We start from the raw sequence: 17,073 nt of genomic DNA on the forward strand, positions 1-17,073 counted from the left end.
CTTTTCTGTTGAATCTAAATGCCTCTCTCGTTTTTTTAAAAAGAAGTTAGAAAAGAAAGATTTTTCCGAATAATGAATGAAATAGCTTTGACAAACGTTCCGCCGGATTTTATAGTAAGAAGAGTTATGGATGATTCATAGTTTCATGAAGGTCCATTTTAACAGATCAGTAGAATGGTTCGAAGTTCATGTCATTTTTTTTCGGAAATTGTGGACAACTCTTTCTTGATTAAGATAATCACAAAACAATGGAGGGCTCTATATGTCACAGAAAGCACCGCTGTCTTTCGTCATTGTAACAGGATTAATGCTTTTTGCTTTATTTTTTGGTGCAGGAAACTTAATTTTCCCTGCCATGCTCGGTCAATCAGCCGGGACCAATTTATGGTCAGCCAGTTTAGGATTCATCATTACTGGTGTTGGACTGCCATTCATTACAATATTGGCCTTTGGTTTTTCAGGAAAAAATGATGTTCAATCGCTTGCAAGCAGGGCACACCCCTTATTCGGCATCATTTTCACCGTCGTTCTTTATTTATCTTTGGGACCGCTTTTCGCACTTCCCAGAACGGGGAGTGTATCATACGAAATAGGGATTAAACCTTTCCTATCTAATGATGTCGGTTTTTTACCATTGCTGATATTCACGATTATATACTTTGGGATTGCCTGTTTATTATCCATCAATCCATCAAAAATGCTCGATATCGTCGGAAAAATATTAACACCTTTATTATTGATTTTCATCGGGATTCTCATTGTGGTCGCAATTATTAACCCAATGGGTGAAATCCAGTCACCAGTGGCAGATTATTCAGATAATTCTTTCTTTAAGGGATTTAAAGAAGGATATTTGACCATGGATACGTTGGCCGCATTTGCATTTGGGATCATCGTCATCAATGCGATCAAAGATAGAGGGATAACATCAAGAAAAGAAGTGTTGGGCTTCTGTCTGAAAGCCGGCTTAATAGCTGCCACCTTGTTGGTGATCGTTTATACGTCCTTAGTATATGTAGGGGCAACAAGTGTGGAAAAGCTCGGTCAACTGGGTAATGGCGGAGACGTTTTGGCTCAAGCCTCGAACCATTTTTTCGGACAGGGTGGTGCCGTGTTGTTAGGATTGATTGTAATCGCGGCTTGCCTGACGACAAGCATCGGTTTGATAACGGCTTGTGCAACGTATTTCAATAAAATACTGCCTGCCGTATCATATAAATCATATGTCGTCATCTTCTCCGTTTTCAGTGCGGCCGTTGCCAATGTAGGTTTGACCAAGCTGATTTCCATTACAGTGCCTGTGTTAACGGCGCTGTATCCCGTGGCGATCGTTTTGATTGTTCTTACGTTCTTCCATTCCTTATTCAAAGGGAAATCGGAGGTATATTTAGGAAGTCTATTATTAACGGCCATCATCAGCATAATGGATGGAATAGTAGCATCAGGCATTAAACTGGATGCCGTTTCGGACCTTTTCACTCAATACCTTCCACTATATAGTGTAGGGGTGGGCTGGGTGATTCCTGCCATCATCGGCGGTGTATTGGGCTATATGGTATACCTATTGAAAGGTGACCCTAAGGAAGCCTATTAAGGGATATCAGAATGAACCTCGAATAACGTTGATTTCCACTCCAGGCACTCGCTTTCCGCGGGCGGTCCGGGAGCCTCCTCGGCGCTCTTTGCGCCTGTGGGGTCTCCCTTGGCCACGCTTTTCCGCAGGAGTCTCGTACCTTCCGTTCCAATCAACTGGATTGTCTTTAAAGAAAAAACTGTAGTCGGTTTCATCTTTAAGCTTGATTAAGACAGGGTTACACTTTCGTTTTTTATTGTTTATGAACCCTATTGGATTGAAGAAATTTGCGACACTCCTGCCGAATATCTGGCTAGCCAAGACCCCACAGCCGCTTGCGGTGAGGAGGCTTGGCAGACAGTCGGCGGAAAGGGAGCGGATTTCAGATATCAAGCTGGAACGTCTTTTTCATAAAAAGCTGACGCGAACTAGTTCTATATGGTTTTTTATTGTTTATGAACCCTATTGGATTGAAGAAATTTGCGACACTCCTGCCGAATATCTGGCTAGCCAAGACCCCACAGCCGCTTGCGGTGAGGAGGCTTGGCAGACAGTCGGCGGAAAGGGAGCGGATTTCAGATATCAAGCTGGAACGTCTTTTTTAAAAAAACTGCAGATATACTAGTTCTATATGGTTTTTTATTGTTTTATGAAACTCTTATTGTATGGAAGAAAGCTGCGACACTCAGTTTGTTTTAATGAGTTTTGGTTAGAGTAAGGAACGGATTTCTGAAATGAAAAACTCACTTTACTCCGGGCTTATCTGCAGTCGGGGAGCTGTCTTGATGACAGCTCCTTTTCTTAGTGTTTGTTTTTAATGGGAAAGAGCCTTAAAATGTTCAGAAAGGGGTGTAGGAACATAATGATCAATCGATTACCAACAGAAATAGCAAATATATTACAAGCAAGCAAAAAGAATCCTGCTCAATTTGAGGAATTGATCAGGAGCGGCGGATATCTCCCTCCGGAGATGGAGTTGATGGTGGATGCCATCACGGCCTTGAGCATGGGGAAGAATATCCTTTTGAAGGGTCCGACAGGGGCTGGAAAGACAAAGTTTGCCGAGACTTTATCGAACTTATTCAATCAGCCGATGTTCAGCGTCAACTGCTCAGTCGACTTGGATGCAGAAAGCTTATTGGGCTTCAAGACGCTGGCTTACAAAGAGGAAAAACAAGTGATAGAATTCGTACCTGGACCAGTGACCAATTCGATGAATCACGGTCACTTCTTATATATAGATGAAATCAACATGGCAAAACCGGAGACTCTGCCGCTTATCAATGGTGTGCTTGATTACAGAAGGACGATAACGAATCCGTTCACGAATGAAGTGATAACGGCAAAAGAGGGCTTTAATGTGATTGCTGCAATCAACGAAGGGTATGTCGGGACAGTGCCGCTGAACGAAGCGCTAAAAAATAGGTTTGTCATCATTGAAGTTCCCTATATCGAAGGGGAGCAGTTAAAGCAATTGATAGAAACCAATACAAAGCTGAAGGACCCAAGAAGTATTGATTTGTTCGTTAAACTGTCGAGTGATTTGATAAATGCCGTGAATCAAGGGAAGGTGGCTGAAGATGCGGCGTCGATCAGGGCTTTGCTTGATGCTTGCGATCTGAGTGTGTTGATCCCGCCGAAACGGGCGATCCTTCGTTCCATTGTGGATAAGTTGGACGAGGAACGGGAGCGTGAGTTCGTGAAGAACTTGGCTGACACATTATTCTAACTAGGAGAATGCCTCATGAAGTATATCCGGTTCAATGATTCAATAATAGATACGGCACTTTTTTTACAGCTTCAGGATCTCTCGACCGTTTTATCCGGCATTCCTGAGCTGGAATTCGAATACAATTACGGCTCCTTCATTGATCTGATCGAGAATAAGGTCACTGCCAGCCACTTTTGGGAAAATGGCAATAAGGAAGTGAAGGAAGCAGGGCTGAAAACGGACGTGCTTCTTAGAACGATAGGCACGCTGCATCATACAACAATCCGGAGCATGAAGGAGTACCAGGACAGCATCGGGGAAAGTTCACTTCCGAAGTTTGCAGCCCAATTATTCGCTTTGCTGGAAGATTTGCGATTGGAAGAATTGGTGAAGAAAGAAAGACCAGGCACGAAAAAATGGTTTTCGGTAAGGGGGGCTTACCTTAAACAATATTTCGAAAGCCAATTGGCGACGAATGTCACAAGAAGTTTTGCACTGGATGAATTATATTGCCTCATATATTTACTGCTTCAATCCGACAGGCCGGATCCGATTTTTCCGAGAGCCAACGAAAGGCAGCTGGAAGAACTGGAGAAACTGAAACCGTTCATCCATTCGGTCTTTGATGCCACTAAAACCAGTGATATCACGAGGATTTGCGAGCAAATCGTTTTCCGTGTGAACGATGGGTACGAAGATACGATGAATGAATATTTCATTTTCCCCATTGCAAGTGTGGAAAAGTATAAAGCAAATACCTTATTTGATGAACTGACTAGAAATGATGAACTGTTGAACGATGATACAGATGATGCAGACGAAGAAAAAAGTGAGTTCATTGATGAAAAATTCTCGACTTGGCATCGGGAGAACAAGAACGGCGAAAGTAATTCGACGTTTCTCCAATTTGAATTGGAGCAGGGAACGAAAACAAGCCTGATGGGCGGAGGTGCCCGGGAAGCGGAAGATGCCGACCAAGCACTGGCTTCAATCCAGGGTTCATCAGGGGAAAGTCAACAAAAGGAATACAATCAGCAAGAAACGCTGGAGAAGAAACAAACCAATATGGGCAAAAGCGGTGAACATCCATTTGGTGAAGAAAATAAAGACGTCGTTCAGGTAATCAAAGAAGCCAAAGTACCAACACTTATGGAAGAGAAACGCTACCGAGAGTTTGTTGCGGATATCGAACCGTTCAAGAGGAAACTCTCCAGTACCATTGAAAAGACGCTGGAAAATAAAAAGAACGCACCAAGAAAAGATTTGGTTTTTGGCCGTTTATCAAAGAAATTACTGCCGCTTGTATTTGAAGAAAATCCAAGGGTCTTTTATAAAAAGAACCAGGATTCTAATGAAATGGATGCGGTATTCACATTGCTTATCGATTGCTCGGCTTCCATGCACAACAAAATGGATGAAACGAAACGAGGGGTCGTCCTGTTTCATGAAGTGCTGAAGAAATTAAGGATCCCCCACTCGATCGTGGGTTTCTGGGAAGATGCCAATGAAGTGAGGGAAGGATATCAGCCAAACTACTTCCATGTGATCCAGTCCCATTCCGATTCTCTTTATCTAAACTCAGGAGCTAAAATCATGCAGCTTGAGCCAGAGGAAGACAACCGCGACGGATACAGTATCAGGGTTGCCACAATGGAATTGGAAAAAAGGCGCGAAAAAAACCGTTTCTTGCTCGTATTTTCCGATGGTGAGCCGGCGGCAAGCGATTATGATCAAAATGGAATTGTCGATACACACCTTGCTGTTTCGGAAGCCAGGAAAAAGGGCATCGAAGTCATCGGCCTGTTTTTAGCGGATGGAGGCATCGATGAGAGTGAAGAGATGACGATGAAAAACATCTATGGCAAAGAACGCCTGATGATTCCGAGTGTAGCTGAATTGCCAGAGCAATTTACACCGCTGTTAAAAAAATTGCTGCTGAAGACCATTTAAGAAACATATAGATAAAAACGCAGTAGGATTCAAGTTTTGGATCTTACTGTTTTTTTTTGGCTTTGTCAACTATTGGTGGAAACTTAAAATGAACGTCGAATGAGATTTCTTTTGTCGTGATTGGGGTAAACCATAGATGAGGAGTGATCATTTTGATGAATGTACTTTTTATGCTGCTTTATTTTATAATCATTGTTCTTGTAATTGAAATATCGGTCACCTTGATGAAATTAACTGGATTAAAAAGCACAGTGGCAAGATTTCAGGTTATTTCCATGCTGACGGGCACTGGTTTTACAACTGACGAGTCAAAATCCATTATCGATCACCCCATTCGACGGAAAATAAGCATGTTCTTAATTTTATTTGGTGCATTCTCGCTTGCTGTCATCATTTCATCGATCAGTACATTGCTTACAGATGATCTGCGTTTGATGGAGTTAAGCATCATTATTGGAATCCTGCTGGTTTTAACCGTTTTAGTGAAGGTTCCATTCTTGAATAATAGATTATCTAATAAGATGAAAAGTGAAATGTACAATCATTATGAATTATGGGAACACCCGATAGAAGAGGTCTTATTTTTAGAAGATGAAGACGTGGTCATGGAGATCGATATTTATGAGGACTCGGAGTTCATCGATGTCAAAGCCTTTGATGTCATTTCAGATGGAGCCGACATCAATATTTTATTTATTGAAAGCGGAGAAGTGAAAATCAGAAAAGAGCTATATGAGTATAAAATCAAATTAGGGGATAATCTCTTTTTATATGGAAATAAAAAAGAGATAGAAGAAACATTCTCAAAAGAAATCGAAGAGATGAAGAAGAAAAGTGCATCAGACTGAAAAGATCCCAGCCTATATTAAAGCTGGGATCTTTTGAAGATTGTCTTCATTAGTGTTTTTTATTCGGTAATTTCTGAGCGGGATTCCCATTACCTTGACGGCGCATATTGCCTTCTTGCTTTTTTTGCTGCTCTTGTATGCTTTCAACAAACTCCTTTGAACTTTTCATGGAATGTACCTCCTCCGTTATTTTCTTTTTTACTATAACCAGAAGAGGTGGAATTCATGAGTATGCAAAAAGGAACGGTGGTCATATATGGACGTAAAGTGTTAATTTTGTTCCACAAGTGAGTTGAAAAGAATATGGGTCAATCGTTTTAAATATCGCTATCTAATGTTAGAATACATTACATTAGAATATTTTGAATATTGACAAAAATAAAGCCGGTATCTATAATAATCAATAATAATATCCATGAATAAACGTTTATTGGGGTTTTGCCTATGGAACGGACAATGACCGTCCGGGATTTATGTGCGTTGCATACTCATTTATTGAACAATGATATTCAAATTCTTGAAAACCTATCAACGAATTTACCGTTGATAGCCGATTTGAATAAAGCGAATGTGTTTATTGATTGTCCGGTGCGTGAAGGGAAGCATGCCATTGTCGTTGCAGAGGCATGCGGACACTCCGTGAAATCAGTTTACGATCATCCGGTTGTCGGTAAATTTGCTTATGAGGCATTCGAACCGGCCGTATTTTATGTATTGCGCACCGGAAAGGACATGTTCGTGAATCGGGCATTGACTCAAGAGGGAGCGATGGTCCAGCAAAGTGTCGTTCCAATCAAGGGGGAATGCAATCGGGTCATCGCCGTTTTGATCATGGAAAAGGTGATTCATGAAGAACCTGAATCTTTCAATCAGTTTGATAGGCAAGATCAACAAAATTCCTTAGTTCCTGAATTTATCGAGGAGTCCATTTTCCTGATTAATAACCAAAACCGACTTGTTTATACGAATCCTGCTGCCATTAATTTAGTATCGGAAATATGTTTGACGGACTGTGTTTTAGGTGAATCGATTTTCGATTATTTTCCTGGCTTTGCCGATGTTCTTGCTTCAAAAGAGGACATTTTGATGAAGGAAATGAACATTGGTAAAAAGATTATCCAACTAAAGAAGTTCCATTTGGGCAACAAGAATTCCAATGAAACGTTCATCATCATCCGGGACCTGACTGAACTGCGGGATAAAGAAAGGGAGCTAATCAGCAAGTCAGTAGCGATTCGTGAAATTCATCATCGGGTGAAGAATAATTTGCAGACAGTGGCCAGTTTACTTCGGCTGCAAATGAGGTTAGGAGCCCCTGAAGAAAGCAAGCCCCATTTATTGGTCAGTTTGAACCGGGTGTTAAGCATATCGTCGGTTTATGAAATCATTTTGGCAAGCAGTCAGGTTGATCATGTGGATCTCCTGGAGCTTATTAGAAAAATAGGCGATATGATCGTTCATACGGAGGGTCAAGCTCGCCAATGCGTAAGCATTGAATATAGGGGTGAGCTTCATTCGATTGATTCCGACATTGGCATTTCGGTCGCGCTGGTGGTGAATGAGCTCATTCATAATTGTGTGAAACATGCTTTCAAGGAAGGGACGGAAGGGAACATTACCGTATCCTTGCAAAAGGATGGTCCTGAATTGGAACTTCAAGTAAGAGATGATGGCATCGGATATTCACCTCCAGTGAAACCTTCTTTGGGGCTGGATATCATCCGTATGACGGTGGAAAATGATTTGGATGGGGAGTTTTCGATTCAGCGGATTAAAGAAGGTACCCTGGCTTCTGTAAGATTTCCATACAAGAGGTAGGTGGGAGAAGTGGACAAGAGGATTTTGGTCGTGGAGGATGAATCGATTGTTCTGCTTGATATAACGATCATGCTCAAGGATGCAGGCTTCGATGTGGTTGGACATGCCCGTAATGGCGAGAAGGCGATTGAATTGGCACATGCACTGCAGCCGGATCTCGTTTTGATGGATATCAAAATGCCGAAAATGAATGGGCTTAAGGCTAGCGATGTAATATCCAATACCTTTCAGATTCCGGTCCTGCTTTTAACTGCATTCAGCCAGCGTGAATATATCGACGAGGCGAAGCGAGCGAACATCGTCGGATATCTTGTAAAGCCGATTACGGAGGCGAATCTGATTCCGGCAGTGGAGATAGCTTTGCTGCAAGCAGCCAATACAAAGAAGTATCAGGAACGAAATGCTCAATTGGATGAAACGCTCACAAATCGCAAAGTCATTGAAAAGGCAAAAGGAATCATCATGAAAAGGAAGAATGTCACCGAAGAAATCGCTTACAATAAACTGAGAAGGCTTAGTATGGATAAGCAGCTTTCCATGGAGACGGTGGCACGTCGAATCATTGCAAATGATCAAAAACAAGTAAATAGATGAAGCAATGGCGCTTTGATGGACCAAATTGGTTGTAGGCAGGCATTTCTGCCGAAAAACCTAAGTTTGGGCTATAAGAGGCGTCTTTTTTATACCCTTTTTTTAAGTCGATAGGCCAAATCAAATCGGAATTCAGGGGGAATATGTATGGAGATGGTAGGTAAATTCGTTATTTATATCATTATGGTGTGTGCCGTTGTCGGTGCTATTGCATCGATTAAAGACAGTGAGCAGGGCTTGGGGAAACAGTTCATGGAAGGTTTGCATACCGTTGGCCATATATTTATCCCGGCAGCTGGAATCATGGCCTCGATCCCTTATTTATCTTGGTTCATCAATACAGTATGCGGCCCCGTTTTCGCTGCGATCGGTGCAGATCCAGCCCTCGCCGCAACAACGATTTTGGCGACGGATATGGGGGGTTACCAATTAGCGGCCGAGCTGAAGGAATCCTATGAAGGCTGGATCATGGCGATGATTGTCGGCTTTATGTCCGGGGCAACGATTGTATTCTCGATTCCAATGGGGCTTGCGATGCTGGAAAAGCGTGATCATAAATACATGGCACTTGGTGTCATGTCAGGAATCCTGACGATTCCGATTGGCGCTTTTATCTCAAGCGTGCTGGTGGTGGCGACGAATTCGAAAATCCGCGAGGTGATTTCCACGAATGCGGATTCTACATACGAATTCGCGTTGAGCTATTTGAAAATTGCCCTGAACCTTTCTCCGCTTCTTATTTTTGTGGTCTTGCTCGCTTTAGGCCTTTATTTCCTGCCGGATTTGATGATCAAAGGTTTCATGTGGTTTGGAAAAATATTGGACGCCGCGATTAAACTAGTGCTCGTGTTTTCGATCGTGGAAATTTTCACCGGATTGTTTTCCAAAGTATTTGGTGCTTGGGGCTTCCATCCGATCATGGCCGATAAGGCAGACCAGTTCCGTGCCCTGGAAACGGCGGGGTATATTGGGATCATGCTGGCAGGTGCATTTCCAATGATTTACCTGATTCAAAAATATGCAGGCAAGCCATTGGAAGCGATGGGCGGGAAAATCGGGTTGAGCAAAGCCGGGAGTGCAGGGATATTAGCCACGGTAGCCAATATATTGGCAATGTTCAAGCTTGTTAAAGAAATGCCGCCGAAGGATAAGGTCATAAACATTTCCTTCGCTGTGTGTGCGGCCTTCCTATTGGGTGATCATTTATCATTCACAGCCAACTTTCAGCCTTCCTTAATATTACCGATCATTGTCGGAAAGCTATCTGCCGGAGCGATTGGAATCGGTCTTGCTTACTGGCTGTCCGTTCCGAAAGCTTTGGAATTAGAAGAAAAGGATCGAGCTGCAGGAGTTATCGGCATAAATGAATATAAAACGAAAAACGAGGAAGAAAACAGCAATGAAATCCAAGTGGTGTAAAACTGGGGTGTGATTTTAGTGAATGAACAGGTGGAACGAATCATCAGTGCAGGAATTGATATTGGCACCAGTACGACGAAACTTGTTATCAGCGAGCTTTCGCTTAGGAATGTGGCGGGTGGCGGACAGGTGCCAAAAATTGAAATTACCGATAAGGAAATTCTGTATCGAAGTCCCATTTTCAGGACCCCGCTTGTATCCGAGACGGTAATTGACATACCTGCTGTTCAAAGAATGGTGGAAAGTGAATACCAAAAAGCAGGAATCACGATCGAAAACATACAAACAGGGGCGGTCATCATCACTGGGGAAACGGCAACCAAACAAAATGCAGAAGAAATGGTGTACCGGTTATCTAATGCGGCGGGTGAATTCCTTGTAGCGGCAGCCGGTCCGGATTTGGAAGGGATCATTGCCGCCAAGGGATCCGGCGCCTATCAACATTCCATCAAGACAAGAAAGACTGTAGCGAACATAGACATTGGCGGGGGGACAGCGAATATTGCCGTATACCGTTCAGGCATGCTTTGCGGAACCTGCACACTGCATATAGGAGGCCGTTTGGTGGAGTGGGAAGGAGCGAAGGTGAAGGTTGCTCCTTCAATAGGAAAATGGCTGAAATCAATAGGGCGCTCTCCTTTGAATGGTGAAGGGGCAATCATCGCAAATGAAATGGCGAAGGTGCTTTCGAGGTTTTTGGCTGGCTCCTTCACAAAAGAAGATGAACTTCTATTAGTTGGGAAGGAGCCATCTTGGACAGAACGAATAGACGTGTTGATGTTCTCGGGCGGTGTCAGTGATTGCATCTATCATGAAGAACGGGAGGACGAAAGCTTCCGGGATATCGGCATGATGCTTGCCGCCTCCATCAAGGAAAGTGAAGAATTGGCCGCATGGGAGTGGGAACAGCCAGTTGAAACGGTTCGGGCGACTGTACTTGGAGCAGGAGCACATACAACTGAAATCAGCGGAGCAACCATCGAAGTGAATGATTCTCATCTGCCAGTCCGTAATATTCCAGTCTATCGGGTCGATTTTCATGGCGGGCTTGATGATGTAACCGCGAAAATGACACAGGCTGTTCAGGATGCGATCACAATTTACGACGCTTTGCAGGAGGGGCTGAATTTTGCCTTTTATTTAACGAATTTACCTTATCAATCATTTCGGGACATTCACCGGCTTGCAGTCGCTTTTACCGAGGCACTGAAGCAAAAACCGAATCGGCAGCAGCCTCTGATCATTGTCATGGATAGTGATTACGGAAAGGCACTTGGTCAAACCATTCTAGCGAACCAAGCGGATCTGCCGGTCATCTGCATTGATCAGACAGAAGTGGAACATGGTGACTATTTAGATATAGGAAGGCTGCTGCGGACAGGGGTCGTTCCGGTTGTAGTAAAAACGCTAACCTTCCACAGTTAGGAAAAGGAGGATCATACGATGAAATTATCCACTCAATACTTTGGGGAAATCCATCAATTCAAATCGTTGAAAGAAGTCCTGGCCAAAGCGAATGAAGAGAAATCAGGAGATAGGCTTGCGGGAATTGCAGCAGATTCCGTTCAAGAACGGATTGCGGCGAAAGCGGTGCTTAGCGAATTGACTTTGGCGGACATCAGGAACTATCCCCTGCTTTCCCCGGAAGAGGATGAGGTGTCGCGGATCATAGATGGTCTCATCAATGGAAACATCTATCAATCCGTGAAGAATTGGAGCGTTGCCGAACTGCGTGAATATATTTTGAGTGACGAAACGACAGGCGAGGATTTAAAGCGATTAAGCAGGGGATTGAATAGTGAAATGATTGCAGCGGCAGCCAAGTTGATGTCGAACCTCGACCTTATCCATGCAGCCAATAAAATCGAAGTGCTCACCAAGAATAATGGCACGATCGGATACAAAGGAACGCTTGCTTCGCGCCTTCAGCCTAACCACCCGACAGACAATGTGGATGGCATGCTGGCTTCTTTAAAAGAAGGCCTCTCCTATGGAATCGGGGATGCACTCATTGGAATCAACCCTGTCGATGATTCGGTCGAAAGCGTAAAGCGGCTGCTTCATGCGACACAGGATGTCATCCAGAAATGGAACATCCCGACCCAAAATTGTGTGCTTGCGCATGTGACCACGCAAATGAAGGCCGTTCAGCAGGGGGCGCCTGCTGATATGATCTTTCAAAGCATAGCCGGAACGGAAACGGCCAATCGCTCTTTTGGAATTAACGTACAATTGCTCGAAGAAGCTAATGAGATAGCGAAGGCCTATGGCACCGGCACAGGCCCGCAGCATCTTTATTTTGAAACGGGGCAAGGCTCCGAGTTATCGGCCGAAGCGCATTTCGGTATCGATCAGGTGACGCTTGAAGCCAGGAACTATGGATTTGCCCGTTATTTTGACCCGTACATTGTCAATACGGTTGTCGGTTTCATCGGACCTGAATATCTATATAACAGCAAGCAGGTCATCCGGGCTGGGTTAGAAGATCATTTCATGGGGAAAATGCATGGACTGCCGATGGGGGTGGATATTTGCTATACGAATCATATGAAGGCGGATCAAAATGATATCGAGGACTTGGGTGTACTTTTAACGGCGGCTGGTGTGAATTTCATCATCGCTACTCCGATGGGTGATGACTGCATGTTAAATTATCAGTCTTTGAGTTATCACGATATAGCGACTTTGAGGCAAACGATGGATAAGCGGCCTGCCCCATTATATGAAGCTTGGCTGGAGAAGATGGGGATTATGGAGAACGGAAAATTAACGAAGCTTGCCGGTGATCCAACTATATTTAACCATTAGGAGTGGATGATATGGGAATGAATAATAAGGAAGATTTGGATGCCATGATAGCGAAAACCCCTGCGCGGATAGGGGTAGGCAGGTCAGGGACCCGGCCGAAAACGGATTCGTGGCTGAAATTCCGTTTTGACCATGCAGCGGCCGTCGATGCTGTATATGGTGAAGTCAGTGATATTCTTTTGAAGCGCTTGGATTTATTCAAGGTGAAAACGAAGGCCGATGATAAGGAAGTCTATTTACGGCGTCCGGATTATGGCAGGAAGCTTTCGGATGAAGCAAAGAGGGTGATAGATGCAAAATGCATAAAGGCTCCAACGGTTCAAATCATCATTTCCGATGGCTTAAGTGCCAAGGCAATCGAAGAAAATGTCGAGGACGTCTATTTATCTTTCAAACAATCTTTGGCAGTGGCAGGTCTGGATACGGGTACACCATTTTATATTGAAAAGGGCCGGGTTGCCGTGATGGATGATATTGGTGAAATCCTTGGACCTGAGGTCATTGTCCTGTTGATCGGTGAACGGCCCGGTCTTGTCAGTGCTGAATCATTGAGCGCTTACATTTGCTATAAACCACGTTTGGGCACCATTGAAGCGGAGAGGATGGTCATTTCCAACATCCATAAAGGAGGGATTCCTCCTGTTGAAGCTGGAGCGCATCTTGGCACGGTCATTCAAAAGATCCTCAAATACCAAGCGAGCGGCATGTCCCTCGTGAAGAAGGAACATGAAGAAGAAAAGCGTGAAAAACTCGGTTGAACCCCTAGTGTCTAAAAAAGGAAGTTCGGATGGTCTCATTTGACGATCATTAAGACTAGGTCGTTGATTTCCTCTCCAGGCACTCGCTTTATATGTATTTTTATTGTTTTATGAATCCGTTATTGGATGGAAGAAAATTGCGACACTCCTGCCGAAAAGCTGGCTAGCCAAGACCCCACAGGCGCTTGAGCCGAGGAGGCTTGGCAGACAGTCGGCGGAAAGGGAGCGGATTTCTGGAATCGACTGGAGTACTTTTTAAATAAAAAAACTGCAGGCACTCGCTTTATTTGCCTGCAGTCTGGGGGGAGCGGATTGCTCCCCTATTTACTTGTCCCTAAATTCCATAAACCAAACGGGTTGTAGAAGGGATGTTCTTCTTCATATCTAAAGTCTTGAAGGCCCGTCAATATAAAGTCGGGTGCATCTTGCTGAATGCTAAAGGTTTCGCCATTCTTAAAGAGAGGCCGTTCACCTACATGGTAATAATTAAATGTGTTAAGCAGGGCAGCCGCCTCTTTCGGACTCATTGTGTTAAGTGTCACGGCATCCGGAAGACCAAAGGCTTTCATTCCGAAAGAACAATAATAGTCTTCCTCTCCGATGATCGTGACAAAATGGGCATATACCGAGAGAATATCCGGGCTATGATGAAGATGCAGCCAATCTTCCTTTGAATGGGCAATTCCCGCCGTTTCTATTTTCACTGCCATTCCGCCTGCCCTGAGGATCGCTGCCCCGGCATCGATCAAATCGATAACAGTTCCGGTATCGGATACATCGGCTATTATATAAACGGTAAAGGTATGGCCATTGATTTCCTCTAATGCATTCTCTGAAAAGGCGTCTTTACTGGCGTAAGAAAAGCTCTCTTTTAAAGTGGGTTCATAATCATGGACCTCCGCCTGAAACGTAATGTTCTTATCACTGTTATGAAAAACATTCCCGGCTAACAGATACCCTTCGCTTTGGGAAGCAACCGTTTGAATCAATTCTGTCCGGTCCTTCCATTTCCCGGGTATCCCGATGATGATTTGGTTGTCCTTCATGGATCATCTCTCCTTTCCAATCACTTCATACTATACCACTACTGATGTTTTCCATAGCATTTCATGAAAAATGGCGCAAAGTATCGATAAATGCCAGTGAGGGATGTGCAGGACTTTTTCAAAATTATACAATTGATGTATAATATAATCTAGTAAACGTATAGCCTATCTTCAAAGGAATTCCCCTTGTGGGTTTTCTCATAGGGCCGTATCTTAATTATCTATTCGTATATATCAATGATGAAAGAGAGTGTTTATAATGGGTCGTAAGTGGAATAACATTAAAGAAAAGAAAGCGTCAAAAGATGCTAATACTAGTCGGATTTATGCTAAGTTCGGACGGGAAATATATGTAGTGGCAAAACAAGGCGAACCAGATCCAGAATCCAATCAGGCATTAAGGGTCGTACTTGAGCGTGCGAAAACGTACAATGTTCCAAGAGCGATCATTGACCGTGCGATTGAAAAAGCCAAAGGTGGTTCGGAAGAAAACTATGACGAACTTCGTTATGAAGGATTCGGTCCAAATGGTTCAATGGTCATCGTGGATGCATTGACAAACAACGTGAACCGGACGGCATCCGATGTACGTGCCGCATTTGGGAAAAATGGCGGGAATATGGGTGTCAGCGGATCTGTTGCTTATATGTTCGATGCAACGGCTGTCATCGGGATTGAAGGTAAAACGGCTGATGATGTTCTTGAACTGTTAATGGAAGCGGATGTTGATGTACGTGACATCATTGAAGAAGAAGAAAGTGTCATCGTTTATGCCGAGCCTGAACAATTCCATGCTGTACAACAAGCATTCAAGGATGCAGGAATCAGCGATTTTACAGTGGCAGAGCTGACGATGCTTGCACAAAATGACCTAACCCTTCCGGAAGATGCACAAGCACAATTCGAAAAAATGATTGATGCATTGGAAGATCTGGAAGATGTTCAACAAGTTTATCATAATGTAGATCTTGGTGAATGATAAAATGAGCAGGCCTTTGCTATATGATCAAAGGTCTGCTTATTTCATTTGAAAGGAAAGAGCCTGTTTACGAATCACGAAACAGGCTCTTTCCTTTTATTATTCACTTATGGTGATTCCGGAAAGTTCACGGTCTTTCTTTACCTTTTCCAATTCTGAAATAGTGACAAGTTGATAATCCTGGTCATGCAGTTGTTTAATGATTTTTCCTGCAGCCTGGGCGCTAGTTTGATAGATATCATGCATTAATATGACTCTGCCATCTTTGGCTTTGCTCATCACTTTGTTTACGATTTTCTTTTCATTGCGTTCTTTCCAATCCTCTGGATCGACATCCCAAAGTGAGACTTTCATATCCTCCATGTATTCCCGCACATTATGGTTAATCGCTCCATATGGGGGACGGACGAGATTTGGCTCAGTACCTGTAGCTTTTTTTACAGCGTCTTGGGTCTTTTCGATTTGATCTTCGATTTTGTTCTTGCTTAAGCGCGTCAGCTGCGGATGATCCCATGAATGGTTGCCGATCTCATTTCCTTCCTGCAGCATTTTTTGCAGAACTTCCGGATAGTGCTGTACGCGGCTTCCAAGTACGAAAAACGTCGCGTGACCATCATACTTTTTCAGGACTTCCAGGATGGACATGGTATGACTTGGATGCGGCCCGTCATCGAACGTCAAGGCAATGACCTTTTTTGAAGGGTCGATCCATTCATTTTGCACGGGCAGTTTGGCGACGATGTGTTTCGGCTGCCATTCCTTTACACGATCCTCATTCAAATCTTGACTTTGATATGAATCTAGCAAACTATCTTTAAAAAGATCCTTCTTGATGGCTATTGTATGGGTCTTAGTTGAATCATCAGTCTTAACGTAGAAAACGAGCGTATTTTTCAAGACTGAAAAAGAATTGAAGTTGGCTGCCTTCAGTTTGTTTTCCTTTTTAATGAGACTGTTTGAAATGCCTTCTTCTTCCTTCTGCGTTAACTCTTCAAAAACAATATCGGATAAAACGGATAAATAATCAGTATCCGTGGCAAAGATGTCTTCTATGGAGAGCTTTTGCTGAGATGGAATATCATAAGTGAAGATCTGGGTTCCAGACTGCTTCTTTCCTTCCACTTGCTCATATTTATCGAAGGAAATCGTAATGGTCTGTTTGCTGAAATGGAGGATCGTATAGGTGAGGTTAAGCTCGGAAGCTTTTCCGTCGGATGCTTTCCATTTCTTTTCATAATCCTTAATTTCTTTCTTTATGTAGGCTTCTAGCTGCTTGTCGATATTTTCTAAATGCAGAACGGGCCTGCTGGCTGAATACCCGCCTTTCGTATTATCTTTCACATACGTTTGAATATCGGCTTCTGGGTAATTTTTATCAGTTGTATAGGCCGAAACGGTTCTCTTCTTATCAAAAGCAAGGCTTTTAATGGCTAACCCCATCGTTCCTACAGCAGCTGTTAGACAAAATAGAAAAATAAAGACTTTTTTATAATTTAATTTCCTCATGATGCACTCCACCTCGATAATCATTCTACTATATAGACGCGCCAAAAGCCTTAAAAGTTTGTAAAA

The 17,073-nt window shown here is 43.4% G+C and carries 14 protein-coding genes and 1 pseudogene; 12 read left to right on the forward strand and 3 right to left on the reverse strand.

The window, feature by feature from the left end; all coding sequences use genetic code 11:
* Positions 1-262 precede the first annotated feature (262 nt).
* From brnQ to AC2YHV_RS15760, 5 genes are all read left to right on the forward strand, one after another.
* Positions 263-1,594, forward strand: coding sequence for a branched-chain amino acid transport system II carrier protein (brnQ, locus tag AC2YHV_RS15740; RefSeq protein ID WP_191929594.1), 1,332 nt, complete (start codon positions 263-265; stop codon positions 1,592-1,594).
* A gap of 202 nt (positions 1,595-1,796) precedes the next feature.
* Complete coding sequence (locus AC2YHV_RS15745; RefSeq protein ID WP_487373564.1) at positions 1,797-2,198, forward strand: hypothetical protein; 402 nt, start codon at positions 1,797-1,799, stop codon at positions 2,196-2,198.
* 237 nt (positions 2,199-2,435) lie between these two features.
* Complete coding sequence (locus AC2YHV_RS15750) at positions 2,436-3,302, forward strand: ATP-binding protein (protein WP_082609479.1); 867 nt, start codon at positions 2,436-2,438, stop codon at positions 3,300-3,302.
* A 15-nt stretch (positions 3,303-3,317) separates the two neighbouring features.
* Positions 3,318-5,234: a vWA domain-containing protein gene (locus AC2YHV_RS15755; RefSeq protein ID WP_034310612.1), complete on the forward strand. Its 1,917-nt coding sequence runs from the start codon at positions 3,318-3,320 to the stop codon at positions 5,232-5,234.
* 155 nt (positions 5,235-5,389) lie between these two features.
* Positions 5,390-6,082, forward strand: coding sequence for a hypothetical protein (locus AC2YHV_RS15760; protein WP_063574870.1), 693 nt, complete (start codon positions 5,390-5,392; stop codon positions 6,080-6,082).
* A 49-nt stretch (positions 6,083-6,131) separates the two neighbouring features.
* On the opposite strand, the gene AC2YHV_RS15765 is transcribed toward AC2YHV_RS15760, so the two are convergent.
* Positions 6,132-6,251, reverse strand: a complete 120-nt coding sequence (locus tag AC2YHV_RS15765) for a DUF4023 domain-containing protein (RefSeq protein ID WP_034310614.1) — start codon at positions 6,249-6,251, stop codon at positions 6,132-6,134.
* Positions 6,252-6,526: 275 nt separating this feature from the next.
* On the opposite strand from AC2YHV_RS15765, the gene AC2YHV_RS15770 reads away from it, so the two are divergent.
* From AC2YHV_RS15770 to eutC, 6 genes and pseudogenes are all read left to right on the forward strand, one after another.
* On the forward strand, positions 6,527-7,900 hold the full coding sequence (locus AC2YHV_RS15770) for a sensor histidine kinase (RefSeq protein WP_487373565.1): 1,374 nt from the start codon (positions 6,527-6,529) through the stop codon (positions 7,898-7,900).
* 9 nt (positions 7,901-7,909) lie between these two features.
* On the forward strand, positions 7,910-8,494 hold the full coding sequence (locus AC2YHV_RS15775; protein ID WP_053537393.1) for an ANTAR domain-containing response regulator: 585 nt from the start codon (positions 7,910-7,912) through the stop codon (positions 8,492-8,494).
* Positions 8,495-8,638: 144 nt separating this feature from the next.
* Positions 8,639-9,910 carry an ethanolamine utilization protein EutH gene (gene eutH, locus AC2YHV_RS15780; protein ID WP_034310619.1) on the forward strand — a complete coding sequence of 424 codons (1,272 nt, stop codon included), beginning with the start codon at positions 8,639-8,641 and terminating at the stop codon, positions 9,908-9,910.
* Between the two features lie 18 nt (positions 9,911-9,928).
* The gene (locus AC2YHV_RS15785; protein WP_487373566.1) at positions 9,929-11,335 is read left to right on the forward strand and encodes an ethanolamine ammonia-lyase reactivating factor EutA; all 1,407 of its coding nucleotides are present in this window, start codon (positions 9,929-9,931) and stop codon (positions 11,333-11,335) included.
* A gap of 18 nt (positions 11,336-11,353) precedes the next feature.
* Positions 11,354-12,718 (forward strand): ethanolamine ammonia-lyase subunit EutB, encoded by a 1,365-nt coding sequence (locus AC2YHV_RS15790; protein WP_487373567.1) that lies wholly within the window; start codon positions 11,354-11,356, stop codon positions 12,716-12,718.
* A 23-nt stretch (positions 12,719-12,741) separates the two neighbouring features.
* Positions 12,742-13,476, forward strand: a pseudogene (gene eutC, locus AC2YHV_RS15795) (ethanolamine ammonia-lyase subunit EutC); the annotation flags it as partial.
* Positions 13,477-13,796: 320 nt separating this feature from the next.
* Here eutC and AC2YHV_RS15800 read toward each other — a convergent pair.
* Positions 13,797-14,522 carry a DUF4261 domain-containing protein gene (locus tag AC2YHV_RS15800; protein WP_487373568.1) on the reverse strand — a complete coding sequence of 242 codons (726 nt, stop codon included), beginning with the start codon at positions 14,520-14,522 and terminating at the stop codon, positions 13,797-13,799.
* A gap of 259 nt (positions 14,523-14,781) precedes the next feature.
* Between AC2YHV_RS15800 and AC2YHV_RS15805 the strand changes: the two genes are divergently transcribed.
* A complete protein-coding gene (locus tag AC2YHV_RS15805; protein ID WP_053536610.1) occupies positions 14,782-15,501 on the forward strand; it encodes a YebC/PmpR family DNA-binding transcriptional regulator in 720 nt (239 codons plus the stop codon).
* Between the two features lie 99 nt (positions 15,502-15,600).
* On the opposite strand, the gene AC2YHV_RS15810 is transcribed toward AC2YHV_RS15805, so the two are convergent.
* A complete protein-coding gene (locus tag AC2YHV_RS15810; RefSeq protein ID WP_057279149.1) occupies positions 15,601-17,007 on the reverse strand; it encodes a polysaccharide deacetylase family protein in 1,407 nt (468 codons plus the stop codon).
* Positions 17,008-17,073 lie beyond the last annotated feature (66 nt).

The sequence above is a fragment of the Peribacillus sp. SRI_006 genome (assembly GCF_057586375.1).